Origin of the sequence: Psychrobacter sp. Sarcosine-02u-2, assembly GCF_002836335.1 — a bacterium.
GTDB classification, from domain to species: domain Bacteria; phylum Pseudomonadota; class Gammaproteobacteria; order Pseudomonadales; family Moraxellaceae; genus Psychrobacter; species Psychrobacter faecalis.
The window spans coordinates 26,061-39,130 of sequence record NZ_PJBX01000172.1 but is presented as its reverse complement, the minus strand read 5'-3'; the positions used below and the strand labels follow the sequence as shown (position 1 = coordinate 39,130).

Genomic DNA, 13,070 nt, shown 5'->3' with positions numbered 1-13,070 from the left:
CATCTCACTTATGGCAATTAAAAGAAGGTAAATAGGGTAAATATCGACGGTAATGACAGTGATTGTACCGCGCATGGGCAAACTTTGGTAAAAAGCATAATAATCTTGCGAAAAGCTGCCTGATATGGCGGCGATTTTGCTAGACTAGCGCTTACGGATAAATTGATTATAAGGTGAAAGACCCTATGTTAGCAAAGCGTATCATTCCTTGTTTAGATGTGGATAATGGCCGTGTGGTCAAAGGCGTGCAATTTGTCGATATCAAAGACGCCGGCGACCCTGTTGAAGTCGCTAAGCGCTATAACGAGCAAGGCGCTGATGAGATTACTTTTTTAGACATTACGGCAACCAATGATGAGCGTGATACCACTTATCATACCGTTGAGCGTATGGCTGAAACCGTGTTTGTCCCGTTAACGGTTGGTGGCGGTGTGCGTAAAATCGCTGATATACGTAATTTGCTCAATGCCGGCGCGGATAAAGTAGCGATTAACTCTGCGGCAGTATTTACCCCTGAGTTCGTTGGGGAGGCGGCACAGAAATTTGGTAATCAATGTATCGTCGTGGCTATCGATGCCAAACGCGTCGAAGATATCACGGTTGATGGTGTTATTGTGCCGCGTTGGGAGATTTTCACCCACGGTGGGCGTAAACCAACGGGCATTGATGCGGTTGCTTGGGCAAGTAAAATGGCGGAGCTTGGCGCTGGCGAGTTACTGGTCACCTCGATGGACGGTGATGGCACCAAAAAAGGCTATGATCTGGCTCTAATGCAGCAAATTACCAGCCGTGTTAATGTGCCAGTTATTGCTTCGGGCGGCGTTGGTAACTTGCAACATTTGGCCGAAGGCGTATTAGAAGGCGGCGTCGATGCCGTGCTTGCGGCCAGCATTTTTCACTTTGGCGAATATACCGTGCAAGAGGCCAAAGCATATATGGCCGCACAAGGCATACAGATGCGTCTTTAAGATTGCTAAAATATCAATGCCTGTGCAAAAAATGGTATCATAGCGCTACTTATTTATTTTTGTCAGTTAACTATTGAAAACAATCGAGATTTTACATAAAAATTTTGTTTTAAACGCTACTTACTCAAAGGATTTTCTTATGTCAAATTTACAACAGCAGCGCAATGATATTACCCATATCGATGGCAATTTACATCAAAATGAAGATGCGCGCATTGGTATCGTCGTCGGTCGTTTTAACGGTTTTGTCGTTGAATCATTGGTAGATGGCGCAATCGATGCGCTACTGCGTCATGGCGTATTGGGTAGCAACATTACTGTGATTCGCGTGCCGGGTGCTTTTGAGTTGCCACTCGTTGCTCAGCGCGCCGCTGAGTCTGATCGCTTTGACGCTATCATTGCGTTAGGCGCGATTATCCGTGGTAGCACACCGCATTTTGACTTTGTCGCTAGCGAATCTGCCAAAGGTTTAAGCAGCGTTGCAATTGATTATAATATCCCTGTTGCCAACGGTGTATTGACCACTGACAGCATCGAGCAAGCGATTGAGCGTTCTGGTACCAAAGCCGGTAATAAAGGCTCAGAAGCAGCGATGGTTGTGCTTGAGATGCTAGCGGTTCTATCACAGTTAGACATTGCTGATGACTATGATAATAATGATGACGCATAATTAAATCTTCATTTTATAAAGCTTTATTCGTTATTTAATTGGCGCTGCGACTGATGTCACTTTTGATATAGACCGCAGCGCCAATATGATAGTACAAAGCACTATAAACAGTTCTATAAAGCACCGTTTTAATATCTGACTGTCACAGCCTGCCAGTCGTCTACTATTTAACAACTTTTATACTATTTCTTACAACTTGCTGTCTTTGCCAAGCTTGTTATTTGCGCCAAGATAGTTGTTTAAAATAATAGTTATTTAAAATTTAGGTATTGACCCCCTATGACTGACCAACTCAAGCGCGCCATTAGCGCTGCAAAAACTGCCCAAGCCAATGATGCACAAGCTGAAGCTACTCGTATCGCGAGCAGCAGCGCGGGTGAGCAAACCTTTGATATGAGTGAAACGACTTATAAGACTAGCCACACTGCTGTGCGTAAGGCTCGTCGCTTTGCGATGCAAGGCCTATATGAGTGGTTGGTTACCGATCGCCGTTTTGATATCGATGGCAAGCTGGGCTGGAAGGACAATGCGCCGCATGATATCGCTGCCCGTACGCGCGCGACCAATGCCATGCATACCGTTCATATCGGCTACTATCATGAAATGATGCGCGATATTCCAGAGCAGATTGACGCTCTCGATGCGCTAATCAGTCAGCACCTTGATCGTGACATCGACAAACTCGATACCGTCGAACATGCCATTTTATTGATTGGGGCGTATGAGCTACAAAACCGCTTAGAAATTCCCTACAAAGTCGTGCTTGATGAAGCGATGAAGCTAAACAATCATTTCGGCGCTACTGACGCGCATAAATTGATTAATGCCGTCCTTGATAAAATGGCAATTGAAATGCGCGCGCTTGAAGTCGAAGCCGACAGCAAAGCCAATCTACGCACCTCACAAAAAGCGGCGATACAAGCAAATACTAAGCAGGCTGAAGCTCAATCTACTGCTGTTGAAGAAGCTAGCGAAAGCACTGCTGAATCTGATGTCGATAGTACGTCTACCGCCTCAAACAAACCGCGTATCAGTGCCAATAATGCCAGTGTTAAACGCAATAGCGCGAGTAAAGCTCTAGCAAATATTATGGACTATAAGATCAATAAGAAAAACGACGCCGCAAAAAATGAAACGCCAAATAATATCGTTAATGACAAATCTGCAGAAGAAAGCGCTTTAGAAGAAAACTCTTTAGAAAAAAATGGGGCTACTAATGGTGTTAGCAATGATGAAAATAGTGACGCAGCTGACGTAGGCTTACATGATTCAAATCTTATTACTCCTGATGAAAACAATAAAGACTAGCCATGAACGAATTTGAGCTGATTGAGCGTATATTTGCGCAAATACAAGCTGCACCGTCATTGTCCAGCACTGCCGAAGCACACAATATCGAAAAAGGCATTGGTGATGATGCGGCGGTAATGAGCTTGCCTGCAGGTGCACACTTGGTTAGCTGTATTGATACCCTCGTTCAAGGGCGGCACTTTAGCGCTGATTGGAATGACGTAAACGAATTAGCCTTTCAAATCGGCTATAAAGCGGTCGCAGTGAATGTCTCAGACATTGCTGCGATGGGCGCAACGCCGCATAGTATTCTATTGGCCTTGGCCTTACCTGAGCATTTGGCGAATGAGCAATGGCTGACTGAATTTGCCAAAGGTTTATTTCACGCCTGCCAGCTATTTGGTGTCACGCTTATTGGCGGTGATACCACGCGCAGTGATAGCTTAGTGCTTAGTGTCAGCGCGCAAGGTTTGCTTGCTGCGGCCACGCCAGCTGTTTACCGCTCAGGCGCGCAAGTCGGCGATAAAATTTATGTTTCGGGAACGCTTGGTGATGCCGCTTATGCGCTACAGCATCCTAATACTGCTATCGGTATTGAGCTTGCCCATCGGCTGCATATGCCAACGCCACGTATTGCCTTAGGAGCAGCAGTGGCGAAAATTGGCGCAACTTCGATGATAGATATCTCTGATGGTCTGTATCAAGACCTTGGGCATATCTGTGAGCAAAGTGCCGTTGGTATGCGCATTCACCTTGAGCAGCTGCCTACCAGTAAAGCATTATCAAGCGTTGGTCTATCTGAACGCTCATTATGTCAGTTGGCGGGCGGCGATGATTATGAGCTGGCTTTTACCTTGCCTGCCCATATCGAGCCACCGATTAATAATAATAGCAACACGCCTGTGACCTGTATCGGTGAAGTCATCGCCGTAAACAAGGCAGATACTGCTAAAAACGTACAACCAGAGATTTTTTATCAAGGACAGCCAGTTACAGCGACGCATCCCGCCCCATTTCCTACTTGGCCCAATCTGACGGGTTACCAACATTTTGCAGGTTAACCCATGATTGATCACAACCTATCTAAGCCTGATATCCGACAAGCCAATGATTGCCCGCCTCTACCCGCCAATGCCAGTGCGCTTGATCGTTTGGTTTATTGGCTTGGTATCGGTCTAGGTAGTGGTCTGCCGCGCCGTGCACCCGGCACTTGGGGCACGGTTGGTGCTTTAATCGTTGCGATACCATTATTAAGCCTAGGTTTTGTGCCGTTTTTGATGATTACTATTTTAGCTTGTCTGCTTGGTAATGCGATATGCGGTCGTACCTCAGAGCTGATGGGTGGTCACGATAATCCGCACATTGTTTGGGATGAGTGGGCTGGTATGTGGCTTACCCTACTGCCGTTGTCTTATATGGGTATCGCTAACGGCAGCTTTTGGCAAAATATCATCCAAATACCTACTATCGTAGCGATTATTATCGCCTTTATACTATTTCGCTTTTTTGACATTATTAAGCCGCCGCCGATTGGTTGGGCAGATAAAAAAGTCGCAGGCGGCCTCGGTATTATGCTCGATGATATTATTGCGGGAGTGATGGCAGCAGCCGTTTGGGTAATTATTTATACCTTTATCTTCTCTTTTACCTTTTAATCTTAAGCTTATCCTTTAAGCCTCAAATAAACGTTTTTACCATAAATACTTTTGCTTTATCGCCTTTTATATCGCTCACCGATTTAACGGTTAGATTTTCTGAACGCCTGCTGTTTAATTTATATCTATAGACAGCTAATGTCATAATCAGTTTACAAAGATGTCACGACATAGCGTTTTGGTTAAATCGTAATTTGCGTTATAATTCAGAAGTATATTTTGTTACATTTGTAGGCTCTTTTTTAGGAATACTATGACAGCTCCTCTTTCAGTAATTATCCTCGCGGCTGGTAAAGGCACGCGTATGCAATCAGCCAAGCCAAAAGTGCTACAGACACTGGCTGGCAAGTCGTTACTCGGTCATGTGCTTGATACTTGTCATCAATTGACCGTTGATGACACCATCATCGTCCATGGTTTTGGCGGCGAGCAAGTGCAAGCAGACATTAATGAGCAATATGCGCATTTGCCGATTACGTGGGTTGCACAGACTGAACAATTAGGCACAGGCCATGCAGTAAAAGTCACCCTATCTGAATTACCAAAAGAAGGTCAAAGTCTGATTTTATATGGTGATGTGCCATTGGTCAGCTGCCAGACGTTAACAGCTTTAAAATCTGCCAATACTGACGGTATGTCGATGTTGACCTTGACGGTAGAAAATCCATTTGGTCTTGGTCGTATCAAACGTGATAAAGACGGCAATATTGAAGCCATCGTTGAGCAAAAAGATGCCAACGCCGATGAACAAAAAATCCAAGAGATTAATAGCGGTATTTACTGCGTTGATAATGCATTATTGCATAAATATCTGCCAAAGCTGTCTAACGACAATGCGCAGCAAGAATACTACCTAACCGATATCGTTAAAATGGCCGTCGCTGAAGGGATTAATATTGTCGCCATTGAGCCTGAACATAGCTTTGAGATTGAAGGCGTCAATAACCGCCAACAGCTTGCCAGCTTAGAGCGCACCTGGCAAGGTAAGTTGGTTGCTGACTTGCAAGAAGCGGGCGTGCAGTTTGCAGACCCTACTCGCGTCGATATTCGTGGTAGCTTGAGCGCAGGCCAAGATGTATTCGTCGATGTGGGCGTTGTGTTTGAGGGTGATTGTGTCTTAGGTGACAACGTTTATATCGAAGCTGGCTGTGTGATTAAAAATGCGCACATTGGCAATGCCTGTCACCTAAAGCCGTACTGCGTGATTGACAGTGCGCACATTGGTAACGGCGTCGATATTGGACCTTTCGCCCATTTGCGCCCTGATACTATTTTGTCTAATAACAGTAAAGTAGGCAATTTTGTCGAGATTAAAAAATCGACTATCGGTCAAGGTAGCAAGGTCAATCATTTAAGTTATGTGGGTGATGCGACGGTTGGAACAAATGTCAATATCGGTGCGGGCGTGATTACCTGTAATTACGACGGCGTCAATAAATCGCAAACCATCATCGAAGACAATGCGTTTATTGGCTCTAATGCCAGCTTGGTTGCGCCAGTTACCATTGGTGATACCGCTACGGTTGCGGCAGGCTCAGTGATTACCAAAGACGTCGATGATAGCGCCTTAGCCTTTGGCCGTGCGCGCCAAACCCAAAAAAATGACTTTCAGCGTCCAACCAAAAAATAAAGGCGGCGCTCATAGTTGACTCGATAAAATGATGGTAAAACCACTAAAGCAGTACGACAATAATTTGTGGTGCTGCTTATTTATATTTACAGATTAATGATTATCCATGTGTTGGCAACTTTCAAAATCACATGGTATGAAAACATAAAATTTAAGGAATAATTATGTGTGGAATCGTTGGAGCAGTTGCTGAGCGGAATATTGCCAATATCTTACTTGAAGGCCTTAAACGCCTAGAATACCGTGGTTATGACTCTGCTGGTCTGACTGTTATCCGTAATGGCGAGCTCCACCGTGAGCGCCAAGTGGGCAAAGTACAAGCGTTGGTCGATGCCGTCGCCGTCAATCCTGAATTTTTCGATGGTCATATCGGTATTGCACATACGCGCTGGGCCACGCATGGCGAACCTGCGCAGCGCAACGCTCATCCGCACGTATCTGGTAAAATTGCCGTGGTCCATAATGGTATCGTTGAGAACTATGCTGAGCTAAAAGAAGAGCTGATTGCTAAAGGCTACGAGTTTACCTCGCAAACTGATACCGAAGTCGTCGCCCATTTAATCAATGATATCTACAAAAATACGCCTGATTTACTAGAAGCAGTACGCGCAGTTATTCCGTTATTACATGGCGCGTTTGCCCTTGGCATTGTGCATATCGATTGCCCAGACGAGCTGATTACCGTGCGTCTAGGTTCGCCTTTGGTCATCGGTGTAGGTATCGGTGAGAACTTTATTGCTTCTGATCAATTGGCGCTTTTGCCCGTGACCAATCGCTTTATGTATCTAGAAGAAGGCGATATCGCCAAATTAACCCGTAATAGTATTGAAGTTTATGCAGATGGCGTAAAAGTAAAACGCCAGATACATGAGATTGATGCCGCCCAGCATAATGCTGATAAAGGTGAATTTAAGCATTATATGCTCAAAGAAATCTACGAGCAGCCGGATGCGGTCGCCCGTACGATTGAGATGGCAATAGATTTCGATGCGCCATCTAAGCTGCGCGACGACTTTTTACAGCGTCATGAAGCGCAGTTAAAAGGTATCAAGAACGTTCAAGTCATCGCTTGTGGCACCAGCTATCATTCAGGTTTGGTCGCGAAATATTGGTTTGAAAGCCTAACCCGTGTGCCGTGTTCGGTTGAGGTTGCTAGTGAATTCCGCTACCGCAATCCAGTGGTCGTCGATGACACCTTGGTCATTTGCATCTCGCAATCGGGCGAAACGGCGGATACCTTATCGGCACTTCGTGATATTCAAAAGCACACGCCAGCAGGCCTCGTCAGCTTGGCTTTATGTAATGTACCGACCTCATCTTTGGTGCGTGAAACCGATATCTTTTTACCAACGCTTGCCGGCCCTGAGATTGGCGTCGCTTCTACCAAAGCCTTTACCACTCAGCTTGCCGCGTTGATGTTACTGGTATTAAAAGTGGGTGTTGTACAAGCGCGTATGACAGGTGAAAAATTAACCACCTTGCTGGGCAAATTACAAGAGCTACGCGGGCAACTACATGCCAGCTTACAACTCGATGCTCCTATCAAAGTCATGAGCGAATACTTTGAATATAAGAAAAGCTGCTTATTCTTAGGTCGCGGTTTACAGTTCCCCATCGCCTTAGAGGGCGCATTGAAGCTAAAAGAAATCTCTTATATTCACGCAGAAGGCTACGCCGCCGGTGAGCTAAAGCACGGTCCATTGGCGTTGGTCGATAAAGACATGCCAATCGTGGTGCTCGCGCCAAAAGACAGTATGTTTGATAAGCTAAAAGCCAACATGCAAGAGGTACATGCGCGTCACGGTGAGCTGTTTGTATTTGCTAGTGAAGAAAGCAAGATGGTCGCAGAAGATAGAATGCACGTGGTTTATGTCCCCGAGGTTTGCGAGACGCTTGCCCCTATCGTTTATAGCGTACCTGTGCAACTGCTGTCTTATCATGTAGCAGTGATGCGTGGTACGGATGTCGATCAACCACGTAATCTCGCAAAATCAGTCACGGTCGAGTAAGATAAGTATTTGATTCTAAAAGCTTTTTTATCTTAATATTGTATAACACTAAATGCTTTGCTGTCTAGTACCATATAGATAGCAAAGCTTTTTTTTATAATGGACATAAAAAATTTCAATAATTTGGATATATCTCAGTATAAATATTATATGCAGCAGCAAAGTAACCCACAATTGATTAGGTTCCTATTTCAATTTCAGAGTCAGCTTTATTTAGGTTGTCGCAAATGTCTTTTGTGACCTCAAAACTAGCCACCTTACTATCATCTAAATCGTAATAACTATACTGATAATCAAATCCCTTATTTATCCCTTGCATAACTTCTGCTTCTGCACAGGCTAACTTAGTATGTTCATCGCGCATTGCCGTTTCAATCTCTTTTCTTTTAGAAGCATTATAATCAGATATATCTAGCCGATAGCCGAAAGTAACCGTTTTTCCATCAAAATCAATCTTTTCTAACGTAGTGACTTCATCAATTACGCTTGGCAGCTCTCTTTTTAATGTATCAATATTACGATACATCTCCTGTACATCGCGCTCGTGATTGCTAGCTGTGGTAACCTTTTCATCACGAGCTAAAACCGAATTATCATTCGAACAGGCAATGACTGTGAGAAAAGATAAAAGTAGAATCAATGCTTTAAGTTTATTGAACATAATTATCTTTGTTGAACCTAATTAGCAAAAATAATAGGGCGCATCCTCATTCTAAATGAAAACACGCCCTATTATACAAACATGAATAATTAAACCAGCCCTTTATACAGAAAATAAAATCCCACCACCGTTAATAATACCGCAAAGCATTTTTTTAATAGTTCTGGCGATAGTATATGAGCGACTTTCGCGCCTAATTTTGCGGTAAAAAAGCTCATAATACTAATGCCTAAAAAGGCATAAATATGTACAAAGCCAATGGTATTAGGCACATCGACTTGCTGCTGCATGCCAAAAAACATAAACCCTAATGCACCGGCTATAGCAATCGGCAACCCGCACGCCGCTGAAGTCCCAACCGCTTTTTGCATCACCACATTATAACGCGTGAGATAAGGCACGGTTAAGCTGCCACCGCCAATACCAAAGATAGCAGAAGCGACACCAATAACCCCGCCTGCTGCTAATTGCTTAGGTTTTGAGGGTAGTACTGGATTGGCGTAGTTGGCGCTACTGACATCATTAGCGCCACTAGAATGATTAGCAACAGGTTTTTTACCGGCAAAAAACATCTTATAAGCAACCCACAGTAAAAAAAACCCAACAATCAGCTGAAGATACAACCCAGATATCTGCCCTGCGATTCCCGCGCCTAAGAAACAACCTAGCGCTAAACCTGGTGCCAGATTTTTAAACACCGGCCACATGACAGCGCCTTTTTTATTGTGTGCCATAAGCGAGCTGATAGAGGTGACAATAATAGTCGCCAATGATGTCCCTAATGCCAAATGCATAATGCTGTCAGGGCTGTAATCCATTTGGGTAAAAACGATAAACAATAAGGGCACGATAATCGTGCCACCGCCTACACCAAAAAGCCCCGCAGCAAATCCTGCTAGCGCGCCTATTATTAAAAAAATGAGTATTTCCACAGGATAGTTACTTCTCGGTTAGCTATATTTTTAGTTAAATAACAAGGGCTTTAAAGGTAGATTAAACAATTTCTGTTTGACCAACTTGATGGTACGAGCGATTGAAATACACCAAACTTTCATCACTCTCGCCTTGTTTGATGGCGACCACTCGGCACATAAAAATACTGTGTGTGCCGACTTGTTGAATGTCATCAATTTCACAATCAAAACTGACCAGCGCATCCTCTAAAACAGGTGCCCCGGTGGTTAATGTCGTCCAAGCGCCGTGACAAAAGCGCTCTTCTGAGCATAATTTGGAGGCAAAAGCATTGGATATGGGTTCATGCTGGGTGCCCAACACGTTGACACTTAGCGTTTTGTTTTCAAGAAAATGTTCGTGTGAGCGCGAGCTCTGATTCATGCAGACAAGCAAGGTTGGCGGTGTATCGGTCACGCTACAGACCGCAGAAGCGGTAAACCCATGACAGCCAGAGTTGCCTTTTGTGGTGATCACATTGACCGCTGTCGGTAATAGAGACATGGCATCTCTAAAATCAGTTGCTTCAATCATGACTTAACTCCTGAATTTTAATCTTTAAGTACATTAATCTTTAAGTACATTAATCTTTAAGTACATTAATCTTTAAGTACATTAATCTTTAAGTACATTAATCTTTAAGTACATTGATAACTGAGGTCACTCATGGGTTTAAACAAGGCAATCTTTGTTAAGAAATGCTAAACGCTAAGCTCTTTGCGTACAATAGCTGCACCCGCGCTCAAGGCTTGCAATTTACCGCGTGCCACTTGGCGAGATAGCGGTGCCATGCCGCAGTTGGTCGAAGGATAAAGCTTATCTGCATCGACAAACTGCAGCGCTTTGCGTAACGTATCTGCCACTTCTTCTGGGGTTTCAATGCTATTGGTTGCCACATCAATGGCGCCAACCATCACCTTTTTACCGCGAATCAGTTCAATCAAATCCATCGGTACGTGTGAGTTTTGACACTCCAGCGAGACAATATCGATATTTGACTGCTGCAATTTTGGAAAGGCTTGCTCATATTGACGCCACTCTGACCCTAAGGTTTTTTTCCAATCGGTATTGGCTTTGATACCGTAGCCGTAGCAAATATGCACCGCCGTCTCACACTTTAACCCTTCGATAGCACGCTCTAAAGTGGCGATACCCCAGTCGTTGACGTCATCGAAAAACACATTAAACGCCGGCTCATCAAATTGGATAATATCGACACCAGCCGCTTCTAAGTCTTTCGCTTCTTGATTGAGAATTTTAGCAAATTCCCAAGCCAATTTTTCACGGCTTTTATAATGACCATCATATAAAGTATCAATCATCGTCATCGGGCCAGGAAGCGCCCATTTGATTGGCTGATCGGTTTGCGAGCGTAAAAACTTTGCATCGTCGACAAACACCGGTTTTTGACGGCTCACCGCCCCAACCACCGAAGGCACACTGGCCTCATAGCGATTGCGGATTTTAACCGTTTCACGCTTTTCGAAATCGACGCCATCAAGATGTTCGATAAAGGTAGTGACAAAATGCTGACGCGTTTGCTCGCCATCACTGACGATATCAATCCCTGCCTGCAATTGCTCTTGTAATGACACCCGTAGCGCATCTTGTTTGGCTTCGAGCAGTTGCTCGCCCTCTAAAGCCCAAGGTGACCAAATTTTTTCCGGTTCAGCAAGCCAAGACGGTTTTGGCAAGCTGCCCGCAGTTGATGTCGGTAATAACTTTTGTGTCGGTAATAATAGTGTCATAACATTTATCTTCTTATGTATTGGTATTCTCATTTCGGTTAGATTGAATGTATTTAGGTTACACGCATCTAGGTTGAAAATAGTTAGGCGGCGTATTCTTTATCTGCACACGCTTCCGACGTGCGCTCATTAACATCATAGCTTGCTGCCCATTCTTCAAGAATAGCTTGGTAAGGCTTGATAAAGTGTTCTTGCGTAAACTTACCTTGCTTCACCGCCATTTGGCTACGCTCTTCGCGGTCATAGACGATTTGCGTTAAGGAATAATCTTGATATTTTAAACTGGGCTGATATATCTGTCCTGCCGTCGAGTTGGCATTATAGATTTCAGGGCGATAAATCTTTTGGAAAGTTTCCATAGTTGCAATCGCACTAATCAGCTCAAGGTCAGTGTAATCTCTTAGCAAGTCACCGGCAAAATAAAACGCTAAAGGCGCGACACTACCAGCCGGCATAAAGTAGCGCACCTTTAAGCCCATTTTATGAAAATAATCGTCAGTTAAAGAATATTCGTCTTGTCGGTATTCAACCCCTAACACCGGATGCTGGTTAATCGTACGATGATAGGTTTTACTGGTCGATACACTTAGGCAAATGACCGGTTGTTTATTAAACTCAGCTTGATAGGCTTCTGAATTCAATAAATACTGAAACAGTTTGCCATGCAAATTACCAAAATCTGCTGGCGGTGGCAATGTAGGGTTTTTATCAAAATGGTCTAATAGGACGACGCTAAAGTCATAATCGCGTACATAAGAGGAAAAACTATTACCAATCATACCGTCGATACGGGTATTGTCTTTATGGTCGACGATCGTGGTTTTTAGCGTTTCGATGACCGGAAAAGTATCGCCATTACCTTCGATATCTAAATCTGCTGAAATAATATCAACTTCAACAGAGTAACGGTCGGCGGTTGGGTTATCCCAATGCGCCAAAGCGTTAAAACGATTATTGATCATTCTTAGTGTTTTACGCAGATTTTCTTCACGCTGCTCACCGCGCGCCAAATTGGCAAAGTTCGTGGTCAGACGTGTGCTATCTGCCGGATGATAGTTTTCATCGAAACGAATGCTCGAGATGGAATATGTAAATTGTTTACTCATGATAATCCGCTACCCTATTCTCATTGTGTGAGATAAAACCAAATTTGTGTATGAGATAAATCATACCCGAACGCAATCATGAATAAAAATGATACTATTTAAATTTAAGATGAGTTAAATTCACGTTGATAAGACAAGGTTATGGAATAGAATTTGGTAACTAGGAGCGTGGCAGAAGATTTTATGAATAATGATATTTTGAGTGATTTTTTTGCATTAGAAAATAATTAACGTGTTACATTCATATAAAAGAATGTAAGGTAGTTAATTATGGATGATAAAAAACTTCTCTAGCAGGCATTATGCGTGAGCGCTCTAATTTTTATATTAACAGCCATGCTTGCGGTTAGGTTTTTAGATATGTTGTAGTCAGCATGGCTTT

12 protein-coding genes are annotated in these 13,070 nt (G+C 43.7%); 7 read left to right on the top strand and 5 right to left on the bottom strand.

Annotation, left to right across the window (positions count from 1 at the left end; translation table 11 throughout):
- Positions 1–185: 185 nt before the first annotated feature.
- The 7 genes from hisF (at position 186) to glmS (ending at position 8,222) form a co-directional block, all read left to right on the top strand.
- Positions 186–968 (top strand): imidazole glycerol phosphate synthase subunit HisF, encoded by a 783-nt coding sequence (gene hisF / locus CXF58_RS10240; RefSeq protein ID WP_102077447.1) that lies wholly within the window; start codon positions 186–188, stop codon positions 966–968.
- Positions 969–1,107: 139 nt separating this feature from the next.
- A complete protein-coding gene (gene ribE / locus CXF58_RS10235; protein WP_102077446.1) occupies positions 1,108–1,638 on the top strand; it encodes a 6,7-dimethyl-8-ribityllumazine synthase in 531 nt (176 codons plus the stop codon).
- A 279-nt stretch (positions 1,639–1,917) separates the two neighbouring features.
- Positions 1,918–2,946: a transcription antitermination factor NusB gene (nusB, locus tag CXF58_RS10230; protein WP_102077445.1), complete on the top strand. Its 1,029-nt coding sequence runs from the start codon at positions 1,918–1,920 to the stop codon at positions 2,944–2,946.
- A gap of 2 nt (positions 2,947–2,948) precedes the next feature.
- Positions 2,949–3,989, top strand: coding sequence for a thiamine-phosphate kinase (gene thiL / locus CXF58_RS10225; protein WP_102077444.1), 1,041 nt, complete (start codon positions 2,949–2,951; stop codon positions 3,987–3,989).
- 3 nt (positions 3,990–3,992) lie between these two features.
- Positions 3,993–4,583: a phosphatidylglycerophosphatase A family protein gene (locus tag CXF58_RS10220; RefSeq protein ID WP_102077443.1), complete on the top strand. Its 591-nt coding sequence runs from the start codon at positions 3,993–3,995 to the stop codon at positions 4,581–4,583.
- A gap of 253 nt (positions 4,584–4,836) precedes the next feature.
- Entirely contained in the window at positions 4,837–6,213 is a 1,377-nt protein-coding gene (gene glmU, locus CXF58_RS10215) for a bifunctional UDP-N-acetylglucosamine diphosphorylase/glucosamine-1-phosphate N-acetyltransferase GlmU (RefSeq protein WP_102077442.1), read from the top strand.
- Positions 6,214–6,377: 164 nt separating this feature from the next.
- Entirely contained in the window at positions 6,378–8,222 is a 1,845-nt protein-coding gene (glmS, locus tag CXF58_RS10210; protein WP_102077441.1) for a glutamine--fructose-6-phosphate transaminase (isomerizing), read from the top strand.
- A gap of 178 nt (positions 8,223–8,400) precedes the next feature.
- On the opposite strand, the gene CXF58_RS10205 is transcribed toward glmS, so the two are convergent.
- From CXF58_RS10205 to CXF58_RS10185, 5 genes are all read right to left on the bottom strand, one after another.
- Positions 8,401–8,883 carry a hypothetical protein gene (locus CXF58_RS10205; RefSeq protein WP_102077440.1) on the bottom strand — a complete coding sequence of 161 codons (483 nt, stop codon included), beginning with the start codon at positions 8,881–8,883 and terminating at the stop codon, positions 8,401–8,403.
- Positions 8,884–8,972: 89 nt separating this feature from the next.
- A complete protein-coding gene (locus CXF58_RS10200; RefSeq protein WP_102077439.1) occupies positions 8,973–9,815 on the bottom strand; it encodes a sulfite exporter TauE/SafE family protein in 843 nt (280 codons plus the stop codon).
- A 61-nt stretch (positions 9,816–9,876) separates the two neighbouring features.
- Positions 9,877–10,368 (bottom strand): flavin reductase, encoded by a 492-nt coding sequence (locus CXF58_RS10195; RefSeq protein WP_102077438.1) that lies wholly within the window; start codon positions 10,366–10,368, stop codon positions 9,877–9,879.
- A 167-nt stretch (positions 10,369–10,535) separates the two neighbouring features.
- Positions 10,536–11,582 carry a methionine synthase gene (locus tag CXF58_RS10190; protein ID WP_102077437.1) on the bottom strand — a complete coding sequence of 349 codons (1,047 nt, stop codon included), beginning with the start codon at positions 11,580–11,582 and terminating at the stop codon, positions 10,536–10,538.
- A gap of 83 nt (positions 11,583–11,665) precedes the next feature.
- Positions 11,666–12,688: a DUF1852 domain-containing protein gene (locus CXF58_RS10185; RefSeq protein ID WP_102077436.1), complete on the bottom strand. Its 1,023-nt coding sequence runs from the start codon at positions 12,686–12,688 to the stop codon at positions 11,666–11,668.
- Positions 12,689–13,070 lie beyond the last annotated feature (382 nt).